The 24,695-nt window shown below is 60.6% G+C and carries 18 protein-coding genes; 8 read left to right on the top strand and 10 right to left on the bottom strand.

Annotated features, from left to right (window positions below):
- Positions 1–299 precede the first annotated feature (299 nt).
- The 4 genes from BV034_RS15065 to BV034_RS15050 form a co-directional block, all read right to left on the bottom strand.
- Positions 300–773, bottom strand: a complete 474-nt coding sequence (locus tag BV034_RS15065) for a hypothetical protein (RefSeq protein WP_050027824.1) — start codon at positions 771–773, stop codon at positions 300–302.
- On the bottom strand, positions 770–1,717 hold the full coding sequence (locus BV034_RS15060; protein WP_265593030.1) for a hypothetical protein: 948 nt from the start codon (positions 1,715–1,717) through the stop codon (positions 770–772). Before BV034_RS15060 ends, BV034_RS15065 begins: the two co-directional genes overlap by 4 nt.
- A gap of 135 nt (positions 1,718–1,852) precedes the next feature.
- Positions 1,853–3,886, bottom strand: coding sequence for a BamA/TamA family outer membrane protein (locus BV034_RS15055; protein ID WP_050027822.1), 2,034 nt, complete (start codon positions 3,884–3,886; stop codon positions 1,853–1,855).
- Between the two features lie 81 nt (positions 3,887–3,967).
- Positions 3,968–8,131: a translocation/assembly module TamB domain-containing protein gene (locus BV034_RS15050; RefSeq protein ID WP_050027821.1), complete on the bottom strand. Its 4,164-nt coding sequence runs from the start codon at positions 8,129–8,131 to the stop codon at positions 3,968–3,970.
- Positions 8,132–8,284: 153 nt separating this feature from the next.
- On the opposite strand from BV034_RS15050, the gene BV034_RS15045 reads away from it, so the two are divergent.
- Positions 8,285–9,877 carry a phospholipase D family protein gene (locus BV034_RS15045; RefSeq protein ID WP_050027820.1) on the top strand — a complete coding sequence of 531 codons (1,593 nt, stop codon included), beginning with the start codon at positions 8,285–8,287 and terminating at the stop codon, positions 9,875–9,877.
- Positions 9,878–10,126: 249 nt separating this feature from the next.
- Here the strand turns inward: BV034_RS15045 and BV034_RS15040 are convergent, their stop codons facing one another.
- Positions 10,127–11,047: an NAD(P)/FAD-dependent oxidoreductase gene (locus BV034_RS15040; RefSeq protein WP_265593029.1), complete on the bottom strand. Its 921-nt coding sequence runs from the start codon at positions 11,045–11,047 to the stop codon at positions 10,127–10,129.
- 216 nt (positions 11,048–11,263) lie between these two features.
- On the opposite strand from BV034_RS15040, the gene BV034_RS15035 reads away from it, so the two are divergent.
- Entirely contained in the window at positions 11,264–12,181 is a 918-nt protein-coding gene (locus BV034_RS15035) for a LysR family transcriptional regulator (RefSeq protein ID WP_050027819.1), read from the top strand.
- A gap of 141 nt (positions 12,182–12,322) precedes the next feature.
- Here the strand turns inward: BV034_RS15035 and BV034_RS15030 are convergent, their stop codons facing one another.
- Positions 12,323–13,156: an arylamine N-acetyltransferase gene (locus tag BV034_RS15030; protein WP_050027818.1), complete on the bottom strand. Its 834-nt coding sequence runs from the start codon at positions 13,154–13,156 to the stop codon at positions 12,323–12,325.
- Positions 13,157–13,386: 230 nt separating this feature from the next.
- On the opposite strand from BV034_RS15030, the gene BV034_RS15025 reads away from it, so the two are divergent.
- Positions 13,387–13,707, top strand: coding sequence for a multidrug efflux SMR transporter (locus tag BV034_RS15025; protein ID WP_050027817.1), 321 nt, complete (start codon positions 13,387–13,389; stop codon positions 13,705–13,707).
- Positions 13,708–14,015: 308 nt separating this feature from the next.
- Here BV034_RS15025 and BV034_RS15020 read toward each other — a convergent pair whose 3' ends face one another.
- From BV034_RS15020 to BV034_RS15005, 4 genes are all read right to left on the bottom strand, one after another.
- Positions 14,016–15,479 carry a hypothetical protein gene (locus tag BV034_RS15020; protein ID WP_050027816.1) on the bottom strand — a complete coding sequence of 488 codons (1,464 nt, stop codon included), beginning with the start codon at positions 15,477–15,479 and terminating at the stop codon, positions 14,016–14,018.
- A 35-nt stretch (positions 15,480–15,514) separates the two neighbouring features.
- Positions 15,515–16,780 carry a vWA domain-containing protein gene (locus tag BV034_RS15015; protein ID WP_265593028.1) on the bottom strand — a complete coding sequence of 422 codons (1,266 nt, stop codon included), beginning with the start codon at positions 16,778–16,780 and terminating at the stop codon, positions 15,515–15,517.
- A gap of 117 nt (positions 16,781–16,897) precedes the next feature.
- Entirely contained in the window at positions 16,898–18,121 is a 1,224-nt protein-coding gene (locus tag BV034_RS15010; RefSeq protein WP_265593031.1) for a hypothetical protein, read from the bottom strand.
- Between the two features lie 600 nt (positions 18,122–18,721).
- On the bottom strand, positions 18,722–19,417 hold the full coding sequence (locus BV034_RS15005) for a hypothetical protein (RefSeq protein WP_050027813.1): 696 nt from the start codon (positions 19,415–19,417) through the stop codon (positions 18,722–18,724).
- A 510-nt stretch (positions 19,418–19,927) separates the two neighbouring features.
- Here BV034_RS15005 and BV034_RS15000 point away from each other — a divergent pair.
- The 5 genes from BV034_RS15000 (at position 19,928) to BV034_RS14980 (ending at position 24,693) form a co-directional block, all read left to right on the top strand.
- The gene (locus BV034_RS15000) at positions 19,928–21,622 is read left to right on the top strand and encodes a GspE/PulE family protein (protein ID WP_050027812.1); all 1,695 of its coding nucleotides are present in this window, start codon (positions 19,928–19,930) and stop codon (positions 21,620–21,622) included.
- An 89-nt stretch (positions 21,623–21,711) separates the two neighbouring features.
- On the top strand, positions 21,712–22,137 hold the full coding sequence (locus BV034_RS14995; protein WP_050027811.1) for a four helix bundle protein: 426 nt from the start codon (positions 21,712–21,714) through the stop codon (positions 22,135–22,137).
- A 56-nt stretch (positions 22,138–22,193) separates the two neighbouring features.
- Positions 22,194–23,429, top strand: a complete 1,236-nt coding sequence (locus tag BV034_RS14990; RefSeq protein ID WP_050027810.1) for a type II secretion system F family protein — start codon at positions 22,194–22,196, stop codon at positions 23,427–23,429.
- Positions 23,430–23,493: 64 nt separating this feature from the next.
- Positions 23,494–23,958, top strand: coding sequence for a type II secretion system major pseudopilin GspG (gene gspG, locus BV034_RS14985; RefSeq protein ID WP_050027809.1), 465 nt, complete (start codon positions 23,494–23,496; stop codon positions 23,956–23,958).
- Between the two features lie 30 nt (positions 23,959–23,988).
- A complete protein-coding gene (locus BV034_RS14980) occupies positions 23,989–24,693 on the top strand; it encodes a hypothetical protein (protein ID WP_050027808.1) in 705 nt (234 codons plus the stop codon).
- Positions 24,694–24,695 lie beyond the last annotated feature (2 nt).

The following is a 24,695-nucleotide window of genomic DNA, read 5'->3' as shown; positions in this document are numbered from 1 at the left end:
CCGGACCGCGTTTTCACAAACGCAGCCACACTGAGCGCTGCGGAGGCGGTTCGTGGCGTGTGCCACGCCAGCTCGTAGCTGCACTCGTGAGCGTGCGGTGGGTGGCGCGGCCTCGCGGCGGGAATCGACCGTCCTGGGTGACTTGTGGCCGGACCGCGTTTTTACAAACGCGGCCACACTGAGTGCTGCGGAGGCGGTTCGTGGCCCACCCAGCTCAAACGGGTTGCCATTCAAACAAGCCCTTCAGGTCTTCTGTCTTTCGTCTTCCAGTCTTCTATCTCCCGCGAAGCGGGCCGGGCTCAATTCTCCGGCTTCAATTGCAGGCCCACATCTGGCTCCTCAGCCATGGACTTGCCGAAGGCGTGGATCAGCAGGCAGAACGCGAGCCCCGCCCACCAGAGCCAGCCCAGGAAATGCGCAGTCGGTTCCAGATCGCCCAGCAACACGAGGGAGGCGATGCCAAAGAAACTCAGCAGCAGCACACACACGAAGCGCTCATACTGGTCACGAGCCAACTTCAACCACCGACTGGGTAGAACGGCCAGACATAAGGCCACTTGGGTGATGATGACCAGCACGAAGAAACACACCACGGGAACGAACAGGAACGTCAGAGCAAACCGCAAGGTGCTGTCCCCTGCCCACAGGGAGAAATAGTGCTCGATCACCAGGAAGGTCCACAGCGAAACTCCGGCGGCAAACCCATACACTTCCTTCTCCGGGCGACGCACGCTGGCGGGAATGACCGTGTCGATGGCAGGATCGTGGCTCATACTGCGGGAGGAGCGGTTGGAGTTTTCGCTGCATCCGGGTGGGATGCAAACACATCTTCAAAGACAAACCACTGGTACCAGTACTGCTCGATCACGGAGCGCAGCACCTGGTTCCACTGGCTCGCGGCCTTCATCTGAGATTCGTTTCTGTCCAGGCCCGCGGTCGCCACACCAAAGGAGGACTCTGCATGCACCCGGTAGCGGCGATACCCCATGCGGATGATAAAAATGGGATGGATGGTGGTGCGGGCCACAGTGGCAAGAATGAACGGACCGCGGGGAATGTTCCACTCCACGCCGGGCTTGAAGTCCAAACGCATGGGCGAGACATCGAAGAGAACGCGGTCGCCCTGAATGGCGACGATCCCCCCCTCCCCTATGGCCCGGGCCAGTTCTACGCCGAGCATGCTGCCTGGCTCATTGTAGTGCACGACGAAGTCTTCTGACTCCTGCCGCTCTCTCTTGTTTTTCTGGAATTCCTGACTCTCCCGCATGCGCTCCGGAGCACGCACCATGTGGATGGGGCACTTGAACCGATTGGCGAACATCGGGGCCGCGACATCGTAGCTGCCCATGTGGGCGGTCAGCAGCACGGCCCCGTCCTCCTTGGCCTGCAGCTTGAGCAGGTCAGGCATGCCAGAGACCTCCCAGGTGATGATGTCATCCCCGTTTCTCACGTGGGCCAGATCCGTCATGGTCCAAGCGAAATTCCAGAACACGCGAAACGCCCTAAACTGGTTGCCCAGCAAGGAGGTTCCAGGCAGGACGAACGTCAGATTCCGAGCCACCGCATTCCGCGCCGTCCCGCACAGCGCCCAGAAGATGAAGGTGAATCCCGCCATGAAGACCGGCTCCATGAACCAGGGGCAGTGCCGGGCTCCCCAATGCAGGTACCGCATCCAGATATCCCCGTAGACAGAAAATCGGCGCAGCCAGCTTAACATGTGCTCGGTGGAAAATGGGAACGGAGATGGAGAGACAGCATCGGCAGGGCACTGAGAAAAGCCGTTTTCGCGCATCATTCAACCAATGCTTGTGGATGATGCCCGCGCTGTGACAGCCCAAACCCCGAATTTCCGTCAAAATGCAAACCCGAACGTGATGTGCAACGCTCCAAGGTCCTCCCCCTCCCTGCGGTCCGGATTGAAACCGTAGTCCACCCGAAGCGGGCCGATGGGCAGCTTGTACCGAATGCCCAGACCAATGGCGTAGCGCAGATCGGACGGCGAGGCGAAGACGTTGTCCTCCTCCCTGCTGACCGTACCTGCATCGCCAAAGAGGGCCAGTTCCAGATTGGGCCGGATCTCATAGGACAGCTCCACGCTGAAGACATGGGTGGCTGTGCCGCCCAGAGGCGTGCCCGACTTGGACTTGGGTCCCATCTCGCGCTCCGCGAAGCTGCGGACTGAGGTGGCACCGCCATTGAAAAGACGCAGGTCGATGGGCAACTCGTCCACACCCCCGCTGATCTGCACCGCACGGGCCCGGGCCGCGGCCGCGACGCGCAGCTTCTTGGTGAGCGGCTGATACACTGCCAGGGAGATTTCGCTCTTGAGAAATTGCACGTCCCCGCCGGACGCGGTGACGCCCGCACTGGCCATCCATCCATCCGTGGGCACCACCGGGCTGTTCCTGTAGTCAAACACCAGCGCCATGCCGACGGCGCCCAGGTTGTACTCGTCCGGCCCGAGTTCCTCAGGAGTCAGCTCCGTTGACTCGGTGCTGTTCGCGGAGACCTGCCCAAAGAGGCTGGCGGTGATATGCTTGTTCCAGCGACGCTCCAGGGCCAGCTTGCCAAAATAGGACTGTCGGTCGTAATCAAAGATGGAGAAGGTCTCCGCCCCCACCTCGGCAGCAAGACTGTAGCGGGAGCCAAAGAGCGCAGGATCCAGCAGTTTCAGTGAACCGTTGATACCCCGGCCGGTGTACTCCGCCTTTGCGCTGGCGGTGTTCCCACTGTCCATGAAGTTCACCTGTCGCACCTCGGCGCCGATGATGGGTCCCTGGAAGGTCTCATAGCCCCCGTAGAACCCCACCGTGGTACGCATGCCCTCCTCCCCTTTCACCTGCAGGACGAGGGTGCCTCCGGGTTGGGCCACGGGCTCCAGTTCCATCCGGGCAAACACTCCGGTATCCAGCAGACGGCGGTTCATGATCTCCAGCTCAGAAGGCGAGTATGTGGTGCCCACGGCGGGCTTGAAGCTGGCCTTGATGAGCCGCTGCGCTCCGGCAGAGAACTTGGGATCGATCTCCACCGCGCTGATCTCATAGACCGGGCCAGCCTGGATCTGGTACAACACCGGCACGGTTCCGGAGGCATTGGCCGCCGGATTGGCCACTGCATTCACCGTGGCAGCGAAGTGGCCGCGCATCTGATAGATGCCAGCGATCTTCGCGCGGGCGGTCTCCACCTTCACCTCGCTGAAGGGTTGCCCCGCCAGTTCTGACACGGCCTCTTGCAACTCCTTTTCCCGCCCCAGCAGATCACCAGTGACCTGTACGCTGCCAAAGAGATACTTCCGCCCCTCGGTGATCTTCACCAGAACCCCCACCTGCATGGTGGCCTTGTTGTAGTCGAACACCGGCTCCGCCGCCACAGCCTCCAGATACCCCTGGGCCTGGAAATAGCGCTGCACCAACTGGGCCCCCGCCTTGACGTCTGCCTCCACAAAAACTGGACTGTCACTGCTGCCGCCCAGCTTGTCGTGCGTGGGGCGCAGCAGGTACCGCGTGAGCTGGGCCTCCTCCTGGCTGGTGTTTCCCTCGTACTGGATGGCCCCCACCTTGAAGACGTCCCCCTCTGTCACCGCCAGCAGGGCGGCCCCGCCCTGGATCTCCCAGTTCACCACCGCATCCGGATAGCCCAGATCCAGATAGCGCTGCCGGACAAAAAACGCCAGATCATCCGCCAGCGGCGCACTCATTTCCTTGTCCTCCGTGAGCTGGATCTGCTCCTGCACCACCGCCTTCACATCATCCGCCGCCCCCTTGCCCACGCCTGTCAGCTCCACGCGCAGCCCCTGTGTCTCGATCACAAACGCCTGCCCATGCGCCAGCCCGGCCATGGCCAAAGCCATCACCAGTACCAGCAGACATGGATGGAGTAATTTCATCTTATCCTGATCAAATCTTTATACCCAGTTCTCTGTGTCTCTGTGTCTCTTTGGTTAAATCTCATCCCCCGCTCGCCCCGACTACCTAAACCTCACCAGGTAGTGCAGCAGCCCGCGGAAGGTCCCCCGCTCGCTCACCTCGCCGATGGCTTGCAGCCGGGGGTTGATCTCATACGTGGCCGTCACAGCGCGCTGCGTGTTGCCCGTGCTAATGGGGGAGAAACTGAAGCTCAGCTTGGGAGGTTCTTCATCGATCCGGCGAGGTGCCGCTTTGCGGAAAAGCTTGCGATACGTCTGGCTCAGCAGAAGAAAGGCCGCCCGATTGGCTGCCACGCCCTCGGACGAAGTGAGGTCTCCGGCCGTGGAACCGGTGGCCAGCAGTGTCGCGATCTCCCCCTCTGACAAGGGCGGGTTCGAGGTAAACCTCACCTTGGGCTTCAAGGCAGGGCCGTAGGCAAAGAGCGTGACCACATAGTTCCCCACGACCGAATCCCCTTGCAGATCCAGCTCTGGATCGAGCGGGCGATCTTTGGTGAAGAGGATGTTCCCCCGCGTGATGTTCAACCGGCTGAAGGGGAGCTGCACCCTTGCATTGTCCAGTGTGGAGCGGCCTGTCACTTCCGGGCTGCCCCCCGTTCCGCCCACATGAAGGTCCACCACCACGGCACCGTTGAGCACATTGCCCAGCAGACGAACGGGGTCACGAGTCACCACCTTCACGTCCAGCTTCCATTTATCGAACGGCGGAGGTGCGGCCGGTTTGCCCGTGCTGCGTTTCACGGGCGGCGGAGGGGGCGGCAACTGATCGGGCAGGGACAAGGGCAGGAACTCGATCTCCTTGAAGACACGTCCACGCACCAGTTCCACCCGGCCGGAGACAGAGGCCCCATCCAGCGGGCCCCGGATCGCCAGGTTGCCATCGGCACGCAGGCTCATCGTATCATCCCGCAGAATGAGCGCCTGCCGCGCCATCACATTCACATTGATGTCCGGCTTGGCCAAATCCTCTACATTCACACCTCCCGAAGCACGGATCTCGCCCCCGGCGAGGATCGCTGAGGCGTCCTCGATGGTGATCTTCTTTTCCACAAAGGAGAGATTGGCCCGCACATCCCGCACGCTCATCTGGCCCTTGGCGAGCTCGGCCGAGGGCACGTTCAGGCGCAGCCTGCCCCGCCAACTGGGCCTCCGCAGGGGCCCCTCCAGCTTCACGTCCGCCACCACCGTGCCCTGCACACGCTCCACCGTGGGCACCAGGCTGGCCACAAACCCCAGGTCAGACTCCGGCAGGCTCAACTCGGCCTGCAAGGGAGCGTCCTGCAGGATGGAGGGCTCGGCCAGCACCTTCTCCAGCTCCACCGGAAGGGAGGCATTGATCACCATGGGCTTCAGCGGCCGTTGCACCGCCTCAGCCTCCACCGTCAGTCTGCCCGGCACCAGCTTGCCCAGGAGTCGCACGCTGGCGGGCTCCAGCTTGCCCTTCACCGCTGCAGACGCCAAACCGTTCACTTTGACATCCACATCCCCCGTGAGATCGGCCAGCAGCCCCTTTAGTTCCACTTTCCCCGCCACGGTCCCGCTGATGGGCGGCGACTTCCTGCCCAGTGCGGCAAAAAGCTCCTCGAACCGCAGACCCTTCATCTCCAGAGCCACGTCCACGGGCCGGGCGCGGTCCACCGGGATCTTGGGGCGCGGGCTGGCCCCGAGAGCCAGCGGCACTGATACCCGGCCTGAGACCAGGGCAAGGGATCCGGACTTCACAGAGAGTTCGGTGAGCTTCAGATCGGTGTCTGAGACCGATCCCGCCGCTTCCAGCCGGAACTTCCCAAACTGGGCAGAGAGACGGGTGAGCTCTGCCGTACGTCCCTCATGCCGCGTCTCCAGGTCCAGATCGTAGTGATTGGGATTGCCCGCCAGGGCGAAGTCCTTGACGCGCACCACGCCGTTGCCCTTCACCTCCAGAGGCTTCAATTTCCCGGAACCCGACCAATCAAGAGCCACTGCCCCGCTGTTGATGGCGGGTCCTTTGAACAACTCCAGCCAGCCGGAGACACCGGGCAGGTCCGTGAGCCCTCCTTTCAGATCGGCGGTGAATGCATTCGGTTGGGCCAGCTCCATGGAGGCCACGCCGTGCACCTTGTTTTTTTCATCGAACTGAATATCCAGCTTCTTCGCCGAGACCTTCCCCTGCTGCACCTCCAGGTCCACACTGGCGTCTGCCAACGCGGCATTGAGCCACTGCACCTCCTTTAAATTCAGCATCGCAGTGGCTGCCAGCCGACTGTGGTCGCGCGCTTTCAGATCTGCGAGATTGGCACTGGCCCGCCCTTCGGTCACCAGCACCCCGGCCTGCGGCGGAGGCAGCGTATCCACCGACTCCGTCTGGATCCAGCTTGTGAGCGCAGAGATCTGAGCGAATTCCGCCTTCCAGGCGACGTTCAATGGCCGAGGCTCGTCCAGGCTCAGGTCCGCGGTGAGATTCAGGGTATTCTGGGTGTCGAAAGCGAGATCCAGTGCACGGATCAGCACCTTATTTTCCTTGAACTCAAAGTTCACCGCCCCCTTCTCCAGAGAGCCTTGGTTCCACTTCAGGTCCGTGAGCCCTACCGTGCCCGTGGCCTGAATCTGGCGGAAGTTCTTCTCCCGCAGATCAGCGACGTCAAAACGGACATCCGCCGATCCGTCCAGAACCCCGGAGGCCGGCGGATAGATGTTCAGCCACTGTTTGAGATCAGACAGGCTGTTCAAGTCTTCGCCCCGTAGTGTCACCTTCAGCGCTGCCTGTTGACGACCCTCCAGATTCACCTGTCCGGCCACGACCGCGCTCGTCTGCTCATTCAGATTTGCGCGAATTTCATGAACCGTGACCACCTTCGCATCGGTGGAGACATTGACTTGGAAATCGCTAAAGGAGTATTGCGAGATCGTGAGATCCCTGCTGCCCAGCTTGAGATCCGCCCCGGCCAGCAAGGCATCTTTCACGGAGACTGTACCGCCGCCTTTGACGCCTCCCTTCAACATCGGGCGCCCGGGTATGAGCTCCTCCAGCGCGGGCGCATCCAGCTCAAACTTCACCGTGGCAGGACTGCGCGCGGTCTGTCGCCAAGACGGCGGCAGATCGGCCTGCCCCGTGAGTTTGGCGTTGTTCTGCCCTGACTTGATGACGGCATCATGAACCTCCAGCCGACCCGACTTCATGGTGAGTCGCGTGTTGAGATCGTCCACCTTGAAGCCCTTCTGCCCGGTGATGAAGGAGGTGGCGTGCAGCGCCAGGTCTGCCGTCAGAGACTGGGGCTCTCCGGGAGGACCGGAGATATGCCCGGCCAGCCGATCCACCTGCCAGGTCATCCCCGCCGGAAGAGGCACCCATCGGCGCAACTCCGTATCGGCCAGTTGATCTATAGTCAGATCTAGATCCAAAGAGAGCTTCTCCTGACCCACTCCTTTCAGGCTGCCCTTCGTCTGCAGGCGGCTGGCACCTGAGGAGATATCCAACTCCAGAGGCAGATCCCCTGCCCGCAGTTGCGCGAGGTTCACCGCCAGTTTCTGGATGGAGAGGTCCGGCATCACCTGCAAGTCCTGCAAACGGATCCAGCGATCCTGCAGAGTGGTGATGCCTCGCACCTGCTCGAGATGCAGGCTCTTCTGGGGTACGATCAGTTCCTCGATCCGCAGTTCCCCGCTTTGCCCCTGCTTGAGCACGAGGGTGAGGTTTTTCAGCAAAATCTCCCCGTCCTTGGTGAGGGCTCGTACTGTCACGTTGCGGAGGGCCAGGTCGTCCAGCCAGACATCGGGCAGGCCCTGCTTCTTCGCTGGCGGCGTGGTCTCCAACCGGGGCTTCAGGTTGCGCAGATCCAGCACCACCACCGCGTCTGTGAGCTCGAAGCGATTGACGAATCGACCCACGCCCTGCCGGAGCAGCTTAATGAGACTGTACTCCGCGCCTGCCGTGTTCAGTTCGATGGACTGCAGCACGCCGTCCGCCGGGCCAACCACGCGGACTTTGCCCAGCTCAAAACCAGAGATGACCGAGCCACCAAACTGCCAGTCCAACTTGTATCCCGCCTTCTCCGCAAAGTGATGCGCGCCCCAGTCCACCCCCCATCTCAGGAGGGGACGGTGAAAGATTACCAGCACCAGTACAAGAGCCGTAATGGTTAGCACCACCCGCTTAAGCCAGACCCGCCAGCGCGGGCGGGGCGCTTTGCGGGTTTCCTTGGCTTCGGCAGGCACGTTTTCACTCACGGTTGCTTTGTTTACGGATTTGGCGGGGGGAGTGAGCGCAGCGAACCCTCGTGGAGCCCCACTAGAACCTGCACCGGAGGCTGTATGGTCCGCAACCAGAGGGATACTCCTTGTCAAAACCGTCACCTGACCCACTTTCCCCCCTCGACTCCTATGGCCCGTCCGCCAGCCTTTCCCCTTCTTTCGGTCAGTCTGTGTCTCCTGGCGCTCTGCCAGGTGACGGCCTGTCGCACCGCCGTACTCCCGGCGAGCAGCTTGTCCAGGGCCGTGCCGGTGGAGCCTACCGCGACGCAGCGGAACGTGAAGGGCGACAGTCCCCTGACCCAGCATGTGAAGAGCCAGGTGAAACAGCATCCCGGTGAGGCAGGCTTCTACGCCCTCCGCAGCGGCGTGAATGCACTAGGCCTGCGCCTCGCGCTCATCGATCGTGCTCGTACCAGTATTGACATCCAGTACTACATCTGGAAGTCGGACACGGCAGGCCAGCTATTGGAAAGCCGCCTGCTTGCGGCCGCAGATCGCGGCGTGAAGGTGCGTCTGCTGCTGGATGACGTTGGGATCAAGCCTGCCGATTCATATCTCCGCACCCTTGACTCGCACCCCAATATTGAGGTGCGAGTCTTCAATCCCCTCTCCCTACGCCAGCTGCCCAAGCTGGGCTTTCTGCTGGAGTTTCATCGGGTGAACCGGCGCATGCATAACAAATCCCTCACTGTGGACGGCCAGCTGACCATCATCGGCGGACGCAATGTGGGCGACGAGTACTTTGAAGCGCGTCAGGACATGGACCACGATGACCTGGACGTACTGGTGGTGGGCCCGCCTGTGCCAGAGGTGACCCACTCCTACAATCTCTATTGGAACAGTCCGGCGGCCGCCCCAGCCTCCCTTCTCACGTGGACCAGCCCGACTTCTGACGACCTGCCGCTGTTGAGGAAACAACTCGCCAGCCATGAAGCCCAGATGAAAGGTACTGCATACTACCGCGCTCTCATGGAAAACCCCTTCCGCGACTGGCCCCGCACCCCGGCCCGCCTGCTGTGGGGCCAGGCGCGGGTGTATTGCGATCCGCCGGAAAAAGCCGACGTCTGGGCCGGCCCCAGCACACCGCATCTGATGCCCCAGCTCATCCCCCTCGCGGACAAGACGCACAAGGAACTTTTCATTGTCTCCGCCTACTTCATTCCCGGCAAGGACGGCATGAACTACATCAAAAGGCTGCGAGAGCGGGGCATCCGGGTGGTCGTGTTTACCAACTCCCTCTCCTCCACGGAGGTCCCGTGGGTGCACTGTGGGTATGCAAAGTATCGCAAGCCGTTGTTACGCATGGGCGTGGAGCTGCATGAGGCCAAGCCCAACGCCTCCCTCATCTCCCGCTCACCTGCCGGTGCTCGTCGCGCCGGCCTGAGGGGCTCCTCCGGTGCCAGCCTTCACGCCAAAACCTTCGTGGCCGACCGTCATCGCGCCTTCATTGGCTCGCTCAACTTCGACCCCCGTTCGCTCAACCTCAACACCGAGCTCGGAATGGTGTTTGAAAATCAGGAACTGGGCACCCGCATGGCCCAGGCGATTGATGAGCATCTCAAGACGGATTCGTACAAGCTGCAACTGGAAGGCAACCGGCTCGTGTGGATCACCCAGGAGGACGGCAAGGAGGTGCGTTATCTCGATGAACCCGCCACCACCTGGAGCAAGCGCCTGTTTATCCGCACCGTCGCGCTGCTGCCAATTGAGAGTCAATTGTAGGCCGCTTCGCGGCGGACACAAGACGCAAGACTTGAGTTCACGCTCCATGGGAGTAGCCAGTGGAGCGGTCGATTGCAGCTGCATTCGTGAGAATGCGGAAGGGGCCAAACAACCCTGTCCATTCCATCGTCCACCACACGCCCAAGCCACGCCACTGACCGCGTTCTCACGAACGCAGCCACGAATGCAATCAAGCCATAGGAAACGACGCTTCTCACCGTGTGTCAGCTCAAGGCGTGCACCTTGTTACTACCACATAAACTCCCCGTGCAGCAGATCAGACACGATCCCGGCCCCGGCAGTGACGCCGTGACCACTGGCATGGAGAACGGAATGCTGACGGATCATGTTGTCACCGGCTGCGAACACGCCTTTCACGTTGGTCTCGTTCATCTCGTTCACTTTGAACAAACCTAACTCGGTCTTCTCGCAACCCAGCTTCTCACCCAAAGTGGACTTGGTCTCGAACGGAGGCACGGGCGCCGCGAAGAGCGCATCGCGCTTGATGATGCGACCATCCTCCAGCGCCACGCCTTTCAGATTCTCTCCCTCATGCAACAAAGCCCGGATGGGCGTTTCCACGCGCTCAACCTTGCGGCGAACCATGGCTTCCCGCAGCTCCGCGGGCAGATCCGCCTTGCCGTTGGTGAAGAGCATCAGATCTTGGGTCAGACCAAAGTGCATTGGCAGTGCATGCGCCGCCATTGCCCCATTGGCCACCGTTCCCAGTGCGAGTCCCTTGGCTTCATAACCGTGGCAGAACGGGCAGTGAAACACCGACTTTCCCCACAGTTCCTTGAAGCCGGGGGCACCAGGAAGCCGATCCTGCAAGCCATCGGCCAGGATCACCCTCCGAAACGTTTTGCGGTCACCTGTGGAAAGCTCCGCGATGAAGCATCCCTCACCCGCCCGCTCGATTGACAGCACCCTGGCATCGGCAAATTGGATCGTGGAATACTTCTCTAGATTTCTGCGGGCCTCCTTCCTCCACTCCGCGGGGTGAATGCCGTCACGGGTGGGGAAGTTGTTCAGGTGTGCTGAGGGCGCGTTTCTGGGTCGTTGATCATCACAAATCAAGGCAGTCCGCAGCATGCGGCCCAGGGTCATGCCGGCGCTCAGTCCCGCAGGACCGCCGCCAACGATCAAGACATCGTGGTCGTATTTCATCATGAGATGGGGTTGAGCCCCCTTCGCGGTCGCAGTTGCAAGCGGACTTCTGAAAAGCACCCCGGTGCCGAGCACTGTGGCTTTGAGGGCTTGGCGTCGATTCAGGGCTGGCATGGGCGGAGAGGAAGGTGGGCTGATGATCCCAGCTTACCAGCGGCTGCGACGGAGAGAATTGCCAATGGGCTTGACTTTTTGATACCTAAACGGCATCAATAAGTCATGGACCTCTCCAAGCTCAAAGCCTTTGTGGTGGTGGCCGAAGAGCTCAACTTCCGGCGCAGCGCCGAGATCCTCGGCATGACGCAGCCTCCCCTCACCCGGCTCATTGCCGGACTGGAGGACGACCTGGGTGCCAAGCTTTTTGAGCGGACCACGCGCCAGGTGAAGCTCACTGGTACCGGTGTCTTCCTGCTCAAGGAGGGACGCGAAATCATCGCGCGAGCGGAAAAATTGGAGCACGAAGTACGAGCCATCAGCCGCATCAAGGGTGGTGCACTCTCCGTGGCCTTCTCCACCACCGTCTTCCTGGCCAGCCTGCCGAAGATCATTGGAGCCTTTCAGGAGCGCTTCCCGAAAGTGACCCTCCAGCTTCACCAGGAGTCCAGGCCGCGCCTCTTTGCCGGACTCCGGCAGGGGCAGTTCGACGTCGGGTTCGTGGAAGGAACGGTGGAGGAAGAAGGGCTGGCTGCCGATACCGTGCATGACGAGGCTCTGGGCGTGCTCCTGCCCAAGCAGCACTCGTTTGCGCGCAGGAAACAGGTCGAGTTGTCGGAACTTGGAGACGAGACGATCATTCTTCATCCCCGCAGGGACAATGATCGCTTTCACGACACGGTCCATCTGCTTTTCCGCCAAAGCGGCATCAAGCCCAAGGTGTATGTGAAAAGCGACTGGGAGAGCTGCCCCGTGCTGGTGGCCATCGGCAAAGGGGTGTCGCTGACCATTCTGGGCACCCAACAGTGCGTGTTTCCCGAAACCAAGTTTGTGCCCATCAGGCAACTGTCACTGCCGGTGTCAGTGGTATGGAATCCGGAAAACACGAACCCTGCTCTCAAAGGCATGCTGAGCTTTGTCGCGGAAAATGCAGCCTTGCGCAGGAAGAATGCGGTGTGTTTGGAGGAGGGCTTGAAGTTCTAGCAAGGTATGGCGTTCGGGAGACGCGCGACCGCGTTTTCTCCCTCCGCTCCCAATCGCAGGGTTGGAGTTCCGCTTTTTTAGCAGTCAGGACGCGTATCCCACGGCGTCGCCACTTGCAAAATGCCTCCAATCCCACCATGCCTACGCCAACCCCGCCAACGCCGGCACATTGAACCGCACCTCGGGATCGAGCCTCAAGCCGAACGACTCCTCCAACACCGCAAGGAGTTCTGCTTTCGTCTGAACTTCCCGCTTCACCGCCTTCCCCTCTGCATCGCGCACGGAGAACTCGGTGTTCAGCATCGTCATTCGTCGCCCCTCGGATGCCGCCCGTGCCACCATCAAGCGATCCCGGAAATGCGACTGAGGGTGCATACTGGTGTACCAATTGGCCACTTCGCGATCAATCGGTGGCATGACTTCCAGAGTGAACTCGGAGACATCCGTCCAGTCATCCCCCAACAGCGCCTGATGATAATACACGCCGTTTTCGTGGATGATCCGTCGCGTCTCGTGTGGTGTTCTTTGCGGAACATCGAGTTCCAGCCGGAGGGCCGTGGTGGCACTCAAGCCACCCACCCCGACATCGGCCAGCCATGAGTCGCCTTCGATCTCCACGCGCACAAGCAAGTGCGTGCGGGGCGGGGTCATGTCGCGGGTCCGGCCAATGCGCACCCGGGCGCTGATGGGCTGGGCTTCAAACCCCATGGCGAGCAAGACCTGCAACAAAAGCCCGTTCTGCTCAAAGCAATAACCTCCCCGCCGTGACTGAACGAGCTTTTGCTGCACGGAAGCCAGGTCCAGGGAGACGCCGCGGCCTGAGATCACGTCCAGATTCTCAAACGGGATGGCTTGGGCATGGCCCAGGACAATCTGATTCAGGGTAGGTAAGCTGGCCTCACGCGGGCCGATGTAGCCGATGCGGGCGAAGTAGGCGTCGAGATCCAGCGAATGAGGGTCTTGCGTTTCGGACATAGGTGGGGAGACAGAGCGATGCCAGTTTGAGGATGTGTGTGGATACGTCCCGAAGTCCCCCGGCGGCAGAACGCAGAAAATAAAATGCAGCCCCTATGCATCTATTCCCGCCCCTTCCCCGTATTGGTTAATACTCGGTACCACCGGGTTCTCATGAGGACGACCTCGTGTAGCAAATCCCACCTCCAGGACGGCCTGGAAAAGCACTTGCAACACACCTCGTACCTCTTATGGCATGGATCATCCTTCTGTTGGCCGGCATCTTTGAAGTTGCCTGGACCATTGGCCTGAAATACAGCCAGGGCTTCACCAAGCTTGGCCCCTCACTTTGGACTGGCGCGGCCTTGATCATCAGTTTTGCCCTGTTGGGCAATGCAGTCCGCACCTTGCCCCTAGGCACCGCCTACGCGATCTGGACGGGCATTGGCGCCGTGGGGGCCATCATCGCGGGCATCGTGCTTTTCCACGAACCGCTGACCTTGGCGCGTTGTTTGTTCGCGATGCTCATCGTGGTGGGCATGGTCGGGCTGAAGTTCACGTCGGGACACTGAGTCTGAGTCCGATGGCTCAGTAGTTCGGAAATTCGGTAGTCAGTAAATCAGTAGGCCAGCGGCAGTGTCTCTCGCTGGCCGAACATCGACGACAACGCCACCCGATGGGCCTACCGCTCCCAACCCGGCTGGGGACAGCCGGACTACGTCCTCCGCTCCGCCAGCAGGGTTGAAATCCCGTCTCGCATGCGGGACGGCTCAGCACGCTCCCCCCCCGGGCGTGGCAGGCAGTGATGACAACCATCCACAAGATGATGCCATCACCGTTCCACTGAATTACTGTCCTACCGAATTACTGATTCACCGGACTACCGGGCCGCGCCTGCGCGCATGCGGTCCAGTGGTGACTCGTCCATCATGGACTTCTTTACCTCAAACACTGGGATGTTCTCCAGTTCCAACTCAAACTCGGGCTTGGTGTTGATGAACTGCTTCATGCGCTCAATGTCGCCCACATCCGGCTTGGTGGTGGTGAAGACCGGCAGGATGGGGCTGCCATCCGGGCGCTCGCGATACTTGCCCTTCTTGCTCTGCACGAGCAGCAGACCGCCCACGCGGCCACCGGGGCGTTCACCCACCACAATGTCAATCTTGGCGGGTCCGGTGAAGCGCACCCATTTTCCGGCATAGCAATGCTGGGTGCCGGTCAAAACAGGAGGGCCACCGAAGGCTTGCTTGATCTCGGGATCAGGAGTCTGCACGCCGTGATTGCCGATGTTTAACCACGAACCGTCGAACACACACTTGTTGTTGATGTAGACCACCAGGGCGTCGTCAAAGTTCCCGACGAAGCGCCACTCGCCATTGGTTGGTGGATTGATCACCCCGGTGTAGTGCACATACCAGCCGCGGGGCTGAACTTCTTTTTCCACGTTGAAGGCCTTGGGCCCTTCCTCGGCTGCCATGTAGGGCACAGTAAGGAAGGTGAAGCTCATCTGCTGGCTCGCGTGGTAGTACTCCTTCATTGCCGCAGGAGCGAACTTCTTCTCAGCCGCCTTGGCGACGATGGCCGCGTAGTTGTTCGGGTTGTAGTCGATCGGCTTGCGATCCCCATCCTGTTTCAGATCGTAAAGCGTGCCCGCCAGGCCGTCTCCACCCCGCTTGCCGAAGAAGGTGACAGGCGCGAACCCACTCACGCCACCGATCCCCTGCCCGGTGCCGAAGCCGCCGCCGGCCCCGCTCTTGCCGAAGCCACCACTGCCTGCCATGCCCCCCATGAGGCTGCTGGTGTCTGGCAAGGAGAGACTGTCCGCCGGGGCGTCCGGCAGCGAGATGGCCGCATGGGCGTCCTGGGCAACAATCCGCCGGACCGGTATGGACTTGTTCATCGTGGTGCGCTTCTTCTGCTGCACCTGCTGACTCAGGGCGTTGGAGGCTTCCTGGCCCGCCTTGCTGCCGCCGCCGGGGAGGAAGTCCACCTTGCTCTCCTGCACGATGGTCTGCACCATGAAGTAGGCACCCACCAGGATGCCTACGTGGATGAGCAGACTCAGCGCCAATGAGCCGCCACCGACCTTGCGCCAGTAGCGAACGACCACGTTGGGCTGCTTGGTGGGGGCGATGTGACTGGCACCATGGAAAAGAACTGGGCCCGCCGGAGCGGTCACCACCACCTGCTGCGGAGCTTGCGGCACTGGCGCGGCGGCCGGCGCGGCAGACTGGACCGGCGCCGAGGGCTCGGCTGATTCCGGGACGAGGCCGGAGGCGGTTCCAGAAAGGCTTTGAATCTTGACGGGCCGGGAGGCTGGCGAGGGTGAGTTCTGTGAGTCCATGGTGCGATGAAATAGTCAAAGCCGAAGGAGGATCGCTATTCCTTCAGCTCCTTGTCGTACTTGGCCTTGTTGCCAAAGTACATGTCTCCGGGGATGGTAGCACCGTCGTTCTTCACGATGGTGAACCGGCCTCCGGTTTTGTCAGCGATCTCTTTCATGAGCGGTGCGCCCGCACTGGTATGCATGAGGAAGGTGTTGAGCGTGGCCTTGGCCTTCTTCTTGTTGTAGTCCAGGATGAGCTCCACGTTGGAGCCGCCCAATCCGTCCGTCATGAAGTATACGACCTTCGGCGGCGGGCTCATGTTCAGCGCCGTTTTGAAGGCCCAGCGCCAGTCGGTGCCGCCCCAGGTTTCCTTTTTGTCGAGCTCCTCCATCGTCCGCCCCACATTCACGGGGTTCGAGGTCAGCCAGTCATCCTTGGGCAACTCGTTGTCGGAACCGTCAAAGGCGTAGTCCGTGTGTGACTTGGTGGGAGAAAAGAAGCGGTACTTCTGCTTGCCTCGATGCACCATGATGCGCTCGAACGTGCTCGGCTGCTCCACCTTCCAGTTGCGGTCCGCAAACCGGGCACCGCCCGCGAAGAGGATCACCTGATACTGCGAGCGCATGGGCAGCATCTTCAGGGTCTTGCCCATTTCATTCACCACCAGCTCCACCTGGTTCTTCTTCATGGAGGCGGAGAAATCCAGCACGAAGACCACGCGATCCAGCGGCGTGGTCATGCCGAAGAAAGTGACACCCTTCATGCCACCGGTACCGATGCCCGTACCAAAGCCACCACCTGCTCCCTGGCTGCCAAATCCGGCGCTGCCGCTCATGCCGCCGCCCATCATGCTGCTCATCTCCGGCATCTCCAGATTGTCCGAAGGCATGTCTGGCAGAGCGATGGCAGCGTTCGCACTGGTGCTCACGACCTTGCGCATGGGCAGCATCTTGCTGATGTTGGTGCGCTTCTTCTGCTGCACCTGTTGCGCAAGTGACTGGGAAGCCTCCTGACCCGCCTTGCTGCCGCCGCCAGACAGGAAGTCCACCTTGTTCTCCAGGACAATTGTCTCCACCAGGAAATAGGCCCCTACGAGGATGCCCACGTGGATCAGCAGACTCAGCGCCAGGGATCCGCCGCCCACCTTGCGCCAGTACTTCACCACGGCGTTCGGTTCTTTGGAAGCCACAGGCGGAGCGACCCCTTGCGGTGCCTGGGGAGCCACATGCACCACCATCGGATGGCCCGCAGGGGCAGGATTTCCGCTCACGGGCGGCACGGCGGCGTCAAGCGCGGCGGCAGTCGGTTCTGTGCTCATATTGTAAGGACAAGGTTCCTTACAAGAGTTGTCGCCAGCCAGACGGATCAGCACATCCAGTGCTGTTCCACCTGACACATTTCTCTGGGCGACCACAACCATTGCCGAAATACTTGATCAGCGCATGGGGAGCAGGCCCAGACCACGGGGATTCTCATCGCTCAGGGCCGAGCGGCGGACGCCGAACACAGGAGGATTCGCCGCCATCTGCACGCGCTTCGCAAAAGGGTCATTCTGCAGCCGCGTGAGGTCGGCCATTTCCAGATTGGTCGTGGTAAAAATCGGCAGGATCGGCGTGCCATCGGCACGGACCTCGTATTTCTCATCCTTGTTCTGCACCATGAGCAGACCGCCCACCAGCCCCCCTGGAGTCTCCCCGACCACGATATCGAGTTTGAAGGGCTCGTTCATCTTCACCCACTTGCCAAAGTAGGCGGTCCGGTTCCCGGAAATAGACGGCCCTTTGAACTCCTGGCGGATGTCCGGGTCGCGGTCCTTGCCCTCGCCCGCCATCGGTACCCAGGAGCCGTCCAGTACCGGCTTGTTGTTGATGTACACGATGAGCAGATCGTCGAAGAACCCGACGAAGCGCCACTGGCCCGCCTTGGGCGGTGTGACCATTCCATTGTAATGCACGAACCACCCGCGGGGTTCCACCTCCTTTTCAGCATTGAAGCACTTCGGACCTTCCGCTGCGGGAAGGTTGGCCGGTACGAGGAGGTAAGTGAAGCTCACCTGCTGATTGGCTTTGTAATAGTCCTTTAGCGATGTGGGCGAGAAACGCTTGTCGGCCGCCTTGTTGATGTTGGCAGCGTACTCGGGGAAGGAGCCAGAATACGGCAGCGGCTTCCGGTCGCGATCCTGCTTCATGTCATAGAAGGCACCCGGCAGACCATCGCTCTGCCCCGTACGGCCAAAGAACGTCATGCCCGTGAAACCTTTCACGCTGCCCATGCCGATGCCATTGCCCGAGCCACCGCCCGAACCCATGCCGCCAAAACCGCCGCCGCTCATCCCGCCGCCCATAAGGCTGCTCGATTGTGGCATGTCCAGGCTGTCCATCGGGGCATCCGGCAGGGAAATCGCCGCCATGTTGGACTGGGTGACCACCCGCTTCACCAGCATGGACTTGTTCAGCGCGGACTGCTTCTTCTTTTGCACCTGCGTATTGAGGGAGGCTGAAGCATCCTGACCCGCCTTGCTGCCACCACCGGGTAGGAAATCCACCATTTTCTCCTGCACAATAGTCTGCACCATGAAGTAGGCGATCACCAGGATCCCGACATGGATAAGCAGGCTGAGTGCCAGCGATCCCCCACCCACCTTGCGCCAATAGGTCACCAAGAGGTTTGGCTTTTTATGTTGGGATGGGTAACCCGGCGGAGGCAAAACCGGCCCGGGAACGTGTTGCACCTGCACCTTCTGGATGGGTACGGGGGTGAAGGAAGTTTGGGCTGCGCCCAGATTCGTTGGCGCAGTCGTTTCCGCCTGACTGGCTCCCATTGTGCCAGTCAGAGACTGCACCCTGATTTGAGGAGTAGGACCGGTTCCTGTGGAAGGTATTTGGGAAGAGGAAGATGCGTCCATACTGGCTTAACTTTCAGAAGGGAAATCTCTTTGAAAATAGTCGAAAAATTGGAGTAAATCGCAGTAAGGGCAAAGCCCGTGCCATGGGCGCAATCATTCTCTTATCCAGCTGATAAAGAGCACCTTACGCAAGATCCATCAACCCACCACGCCGTTGATCATGATCAAAAAACACCCGCTATTTTTACCCACATGAACAGGAACCGCCCACCTTCGCAAAATGCGCACGCATGATGGTCGATTTGCGCATTAGAAGAGATGCAAAACGGGGTGGGAGTTGAAGCGGAATTGGAGGCTTAGCACAAGTACGATCAGGGGTCGGAGATGATCGTTGGAGGTGCGCCCGTTCCGCCTTTACGCGGTCAGCGCGGGCGTGCCCTTAAGCTGAACGGCTGCGTCAACAGAATACAGCTCCTCGAGGCCCCCATCCGAAACCTCGGGCTGACCAAGCCAGTCCTCTGGCATGACTGCCCCTTCATAGAGCCCCTTGGGAGAGTAGAACACCCCCGGAAGGAGGAGCCCCTGCCCCCAAAGATAGGCAAGAAGATCAGGCATCAGATCCCTGAGATCGTCGGTTCGGATGAACGGACAGACGGGTACATCGCGTGGCACCACGCGGGACCGACGCCGCCGATGCAGCACGAAGCACAAGCCAGGAATCTGATCATCGCGATTCCAATCCGTTCCAAGGCGCAGGTGATCCAGCTCGTGCGCAGGCAGGAACTTGAAGCGGGTGCGGGAGACGGATCCACCTCGCAGCCAGATGCCTTCGGGCGTGGCAAAGATTTCCTGTGGCCAAACGCTGCGCCAAAGATGAAGCGTCATACCGTAGCCCGCCACACTAAAAAGGACGACCCACAGCCAGATAAACCATGGTCCTCCCGCCAAGACGAACATCGTGATAAACACCGTGGCACCCGTCCAGACGAGCCAGAAAACCATGAGAATAACAAACTCGATCCAATTCCGGCCTTTCTCTTCGGGATCGATGACAAAACTCGGCGTCCCGACTGGCGGGGTGCGGGGGAAGGAATCAGAGGCTGATGGCATGCAGGGCGGCCACTGATGTGATCCAGCAGCCGATATTGTTTACACTATGAATCTGCACAATTTCCGCGGAGTTGCAAATGCTAGTTGGGGAGCTAGTTGGGGATGTTCGCGCGGGGAGCGCCCACCCCTGACGTGGCAGACGGCAACAACGCTCCTCTGTAGTTGATCATCACCCCCCTTCGCTCCCACACCGGCTGGGGACAGCCGGACTACGCCCTCCGTTCAGCTCCGGGGGTTGGAGTTCCTCGACACTGCCGTCCTGATGGTGCCGGTGACACCGTTCTCACGCAACTCCCCCCAGCTACCCAACAAGAAAAACCAGGACGACTCCGAGTGCAGGCTTGAGTTTCATCGCAGGCTCCTATGTAATTCGAAGCCTAGCGACCCGGAGTCGCAGCATCAAGTTCAAATTCCCCCGCAACCTGTTCGCGGCCGGGGAGTTGAAGCTTGTTTGGCTGACTCTGTTTTTCGCAATTCCTGACTGCTTGCTGCGTTTAGCGTTCTGTCCCGATGTCCTTTTCCCTTACCGATCTCCTGGCCCAGACAGCTTCCGAAGCTGGATGCACCCAGTCCCAACTCTGCCGCCAGACCTTGGAGGAGGCAGTTTCCCGTCGTGGCTCCCTGGTGGAAGCCCTGCTGGACTCCAATCTGGTCGATGAAGACCTCTTTATCGAGCACCTCGGCCGCTCGCTGAGCCTGCCGTTCACTTCGGACGAAAGTCTGGAGCCCGCGGACAATCTCCACAATCGCTTCCCGGCCAAGCTAGCCCTGCGCCACCGGGTGTACCCCGCCCATCTGAGCGGAGCGGACCTGACGCTGCTCACGTACGACCCCTTCAACCTGGATGCCCGCCAAGCTGTGGGCCAGGAGGTGCGCAAGCGCATCACCTGGGGTCTGGCCACCCGCCGACGCATCCTGGAAGCCCTGCACCAGGGCTATGGCGTGGGGGCAGAGAACTTCGAGGAGTTGCTGGAAGGCCGCGACGGCGACTCCAGCCACGATGACATGAAGCAGGAAGTGAACGTCCTCGACGAGGCGGACGAGGAGGCCACGGTCATGAACTTCGTGAACCAGATCTTCCGCGAAGCCTTGAAGGAACGGGCCACCGACATTCACGTAGAGCCGCTGGAGCGCGATCTGCGCATTCGCTACCGCATCGACGGCAAGCTGCAAGAGGTCCCAGTGCCGCCCAACATGCGGCTGCTGCAGGCCTCTCTCATCTCGCGCCTCAAGATCATGGCGCATCTGGACATCGCCGAGCGCCGGCTGCCACAGGATGGTCGTATCAACCTCGAACTCGATGGTGACCCCATCGACGTCCGCGTGGCCACCATCCCCTCCGTCAATGGCGAGAGCGTGAGCCTTCGTCTGCTCACCCGCCAGAAGTTCGACTTTGAGAAGCTGGGACTCACACCCCACATCGAGACCAGCATTCGTCGCCTGCTCGGCTCCCCCAACGGCATCATCCTTGTGACGGGCCCCACGGGAAGCGGGAAGAGCACCACGCTCTACACCTTCCTCCGGCAACTCAACACCAAAGAACGCCGCATCGTCACCATCGAGGATCCGGTGGAAAACAAGCTGGATGGCGTGATCCAGATCGCCGTGAAGCCGGAGATCAACCTCACCTTCGCCGCGGGTCTGCGCAGCATCCTGCGTGGCGACCCCAACGTCGTGATGGTGGGGGAAATGCGTGACCTTGAGACCACCGAGATCGCCATCCGCGCCGCCCTCACCGGTCACCTTGTCTTCTCCACCCTGCACACGAACGATGCCGTGGGCGGCATCAGCCGTCTGCTGGACATGGGCATCGAGCCCTTTCTTATTTCCTCTTCCGTCCGCGCCTTCCAGGCCCAGCGGCTCGTGCGCACGCTCTGCCCCTTCTGCAAGCAGCCCACCCAGCTTGAAAAGAGCTACCTCGAAGCCATCGGATTCCCCCTCTCTGAAGCAGACAAACTCCGCCGTCCCGAAGGCTGCCGCCAGTGCCGTGGCACCGGCTTCCAGGGCCGTCTCGCCATCATGGAGATCTGTGAAGTCACCTCCCAGATGGGTGAGAAGATCAACCTTCGCGCGCCCATCGCCGAACTCAAGGCCCAGGCCTTCAAGGACGGCATGATCCCCATGCGCCAGTACGGCTTCATGAAAGCCATCCAGGGCGTCACGACCGTGGAGGAGGTGATGACGGTTACGGCAAGCTCAGATTAGTAACCCGGTAATTCAGTAATTCGGTAACCCAGTAAACCAGGAGTTCATCAATTCACTAGATGCACCAAGGAATGGAGCGATGGTTTCCTATGAGCGACGAAGCATCAAATCCCCAACCCCAAGGTTTTGTCCAAAATTTCACCGAATTGACCGTTTACAAATTTGCCTTTCAGCTGCAGCAGGAAGTTTTCCGTATTAGCAAGCTCTGGCCCCGCGAAGAGTCTTACTCTCTCACAGATCAAATTCGTCGTAGCAGCCGGGCAGTAGGAGCGAACATCGCCGAAGCCTGGGGCAAACGACAATACGATGCTCACTTCGTAATGAAACTGACGGATGCTGATGCTGAAAACCTGGAAACGCTTCACTGGCTGCGCACCGCCTATGCCTGCCAGTACCTTGACCTGGAAACGTCAGAGCAGCTTGCGGAACGTTCCAAAGCGATTGGCAAGATGTTGAACAAGATGATGAGCCCGAACGGAGGATTCTCCTTCCCAAAACGTTCCAGAAGCAATTGATGCCCATTGGGCGAACCACTGTTTTACCGAATTACTGAATTACTGTTTTACCGAACATGCCTGCTTTCGCCTACACTGCTCTCGACACCTCTGGCAAACAGGTCACGGGATCGCTTGCCGTCTCGACCCGGGCGGAAGTTTATCGTCAACTGGAGTCGCAGCGGCTGACACCGATCAAGGTGGCAGAGGAAACGACTGCGGAGGCAAAGGCAGCCAAGGAGGAGGCGAAAGACACCTCCCCTGCCCCGGTGCTGAAGCGGGCCCAGTTGATTCTCTTCACCGAGGAGTTGGCCGACCTCATGGATGGTGGGTTGCAACTGGAACAGGCGTTGCGCGTGATGCATGAGCGCCAGGAGTCTCCCGTGCTGCGCAAGGTGAGCGGCCGCATCCGCGAGCAGTTGCGGGAAGGCGCCACATTCTCCAAGGCGCTGCTGCAGGCCTCGCCCAGCTTTGATGAAATGTATTGCAACCTCGCCACCGCCGGTGAGGTGTCAGGCTCCCTTCCCCAGATCTTGCGGCGGCTCTCCGCCAGCATCACCCAGATGCACGACCTGCAGAGCCGCGTGGTTGCCGCTCTGGTGTACCCCGCCTTCATGTTCGGCGCGCTCATCATGCTGCTGATCGTGTTCAGCACGGTGCTGCTGCCCGGCTTTGTGGACATGCTCTCAAAAAGCCGCACGAAGCTCCCCTTCGTCATGGAGATGCTGGGGACCTTCTCCGACCTGGTCAAACACTGGTGGTGGCTGGCCCTGGCGGTCATCGTCTCCTCGGTGCTGCTCTTCCGCGCCTACATCGCCAAAGAGTCTGGCCGGATGTGGTGGGACCGTGCGAAACTGAAGATCCCCCTCTTCGGTCCTGTGCTGACGGCCCGTTTCAACGCCCAGTTCGCCGCCTCTCTGGGGAACCTGGTGAACAACGGCATTCCCCTGCTCAACGCGCTCAAGCTCACCGCGAAGTCCACGGCCAATGTCTTCCTGCGCGGTCTGCTCAATCAGGCTGCTGGCATCATCGGTGAAGGGGTGTCCCTCTCCTCTGCGCTGCGGAAGGTCGGGCACCTGCCGGTGTTGCTGGTGGACATGGTCGCCATGGGCGAGCAAACCGGTCGCCTAGGCAAATCGCTGGAAAAGATTGCCGCCCGTTATGACAAGGAGCTGGATGGCAGGGTCAAACGGGTGACAGCTCTCATCACGCCGATCGTTCTGGTCATCTTGTTCGTGGTGGTGGGCGTCGTCGCCATCTCCATCGTCACCGCCATCTTCGAAACCATGACCAGCGTCCGCGCGCATTCCTGATTCCCCTTTCCTTTCTCCTCAACACAACCGCAACCCACGACCCCTCCAACCTACACCCACCCGCATGAATACGACCTCTATCACCCCTCTGCGCCACCGCCGATCTGCGCGAGGCTTCACCCTCATTGAACTCGTGCTCGTGCTCACGTTGCTCGCGCTCATCATGGGCGCCGCCATCACCGTGCTCAATCGCGGTGGCCTCGTGGAAGGAGCCCAAGCAGATCGCGTGAAGGGCGACATTCAGACCATCAGCACCGCGCTGGACGCCTACTCCTATGGCGCAGGCCGCTACCCCACCACCGAGCAGGGTATCATGGCCCTCACGGAAAAGCCCACCACCGCGCCGCTGCCTGAGCGCTGGAACCGCTACATGAACGAGATCCCCAGCGATCCGTGGAAGCAGCCCTACAAGTACCGCTATCCCGCCCAGAAGTCCAAGGACCCCTATGACGTGTACTCCGTGGGCAAGGACGGCCAGGAAAACACGGCCGATGACATCGGCAACTGGAAGGCCGTAGAGGCCAAGTAAGGCTTTCGCATCCTCTGGAATAACACCCCCATGGATCCCCGGATCACCAGGCACGACCAGACCACTGGAGGCCCTCTTTTCAAGAGCGGCATCCGGTGGGGCAATCGTGCCGGTGCCTCCCCGGCCTTCACGCTGCTGGAGCTGGTGCTGGTGCTCACCCTGCTGGCCCTGCTCATGGCGGCCGCCATCCCCAGTGTGTACGGGCTGCGTGAGGCCGCCCAGGCCCGCGAACCGCTCAACTCCCTGGCCAAGCTGGCCAAAGAGACCCGCCTGCGGGCGATGAAGGACCGTCGCCCCTATCAGATCGCCTTCACCAGCACCGGGTTCAAGGCCACCCGTTACATCAGCCCTTATCTACAGGCCGCGCAGATCGAGGAGTTCATCCAGCGCTCCGCCATTGAGACGCAGCAGAAGGAAGAAGCTGGTCTGCTGCCCAACGACCAGTCGCCCGTGGCCTCCTCCCCGCTCAACCCTGGGGACGCCGCCCCAGCCCCCGTCTTCAAAGATTGGGTGGAGTCCGTCCCATTGCCAGAGGGCATGACGGTAAGCGTGCGGGAGTGGCATGAGTCCGAACCCGTGCCCATCGCGGCCGACGCGGTCAAGCTATGGGTCTTTCAACCCAGCGGCATGGTCACCCCTATTACCGTGACCTTGCAATTGCAGAACAACGTCTTTACGGCCGACTTCAGCGCCCTGACCGCCGACATTGTGAAGGAGACCGCCACCACACTTTGATC

The organism is Verrucomicrobium sp. BvORR034 (genome assembly GCF_000739635.1).
Lineage (GTDB): Bacteria > Verrucomicrobiota > Verrucomicrobiia > Verrucomicrobiales > Verrucomicrobiaceae > Verrucomicrobium.
Note: the sequence above shows the minus strand (reverse complement) of the source record. Positions and strands in the feature narration are given on the sequence as shown.

Bases quoted from the DNA above. Each gene is read 5' to 3' on its own strand.
- BV034_RS15065 (WP_050027824.1), bottom strand. From the start codon at position 773: ATGAGCCACGATCCTGCCATCGACACGGTCATTCCCGCCAGCGTGCGT.
- BV034_RS15060 (WP_265593030.1), bottom strand. From the start codon at position 1,717: ATGTTAAGCTGGCTGCGCCGATTTTCTGTCTACGGGGATATCTGGATG.
- BV034_RS15055 (WP_050027822.1), bottom strand. From the start codon at position 3,886: ATGAAATTACTCCATCCATGTCTGCTGGTACTGGTGATGGCTTTGGCC.
- BV034_RS15045 (WP_050027820.1), top strand. From the start codon at position 8,285: ATGGCCCGTCCGCCAGCCTTTCCCCTTCTTTCGGTCAGTCTGTGTCTC.
- BV034_RS15040 (WP_265593029.1), bottom strand. From the start codon at position 11,047: ATGATGAAATACGACCACGATGTCTTGATCGTTGGCGGCGGTCCTGCG.
- BV034_RS15035 (WP_050027819.1), top strand. From the start codon at position 11,264: ATGGACCTCTCCAAGCTCAAAGCCTTTGTGGTGGTGGCCGAAGAGCTC.
- BV034_RS15030 (WP_050027818.1), bottom strand. From the start codon at position 13,156: ATGTCCGAAACGCAAGACCCTCATTCGCTGGATCTCGACGCCTACTTC.
- BV034_RS15025 (WP_050027817.1), top strand. From the start codon at position 13,387: ATGGCATGGATCATCCTTCTGTTGGCCGGCATCTTTGAAGTTGCCTGG.
- BV034_RS15020 (WP_050027816.1), bottom strand. From the start codon at position 15,479: ATGGACTCACAGAACTCACCCTCGCCAGCCTCCCGGCCCGTCAAGATT.
- BV034_RS15015 (WP_265593028.1), bottom strand. From the start codon at position 16,780: ATGAGCACAGAACCGACTGCCGCCGCGCTTGACGCCGCCGTGCCGCCC.
- BV034_RS15005 (WP_050027813.1), bottom strand. From the start codon at position 19,417: ATGCCATCAGCCTCTGATTCCTTCCCCCGCACCCCGCCAGTCGGGACG.
- BV034_RS15000 (WP_050027812.1), top strand. From the start codon at position 19,928: ATGTCCTTTTCCCTTACCGATCTCCTGGCCCAGACAGCTTCCGAAGCT.
- BV034_RS14995 (WP_050027811.1), top strand. From the start codon at position 21,712: ATGAGCGACGAAGCATCAAATCCCCAACCCCAAGGTTTTGTCCAAAAT.
- BV034_RS14990 (WP_050027810.1), top strand. From the start codon at position 22,194: ATGCCTGCTTTCGCCTACACTGCTCTCGACACCTCTGGCAAACAGGTC.
- gspG (WP_050027809.1), top strand. From the start codon at position 23,494: ATGAATACGACCTCTATCACCCCTCTGCGCCACCGCCGATCTGCGCGA.
- BV034_RS14980 (WP_050027808.1), top strand. From the start codon at position 23,989: ATGGATCCCCGGATCACCAGGCACGACCAGACCACTGGAGGCCCTCTT.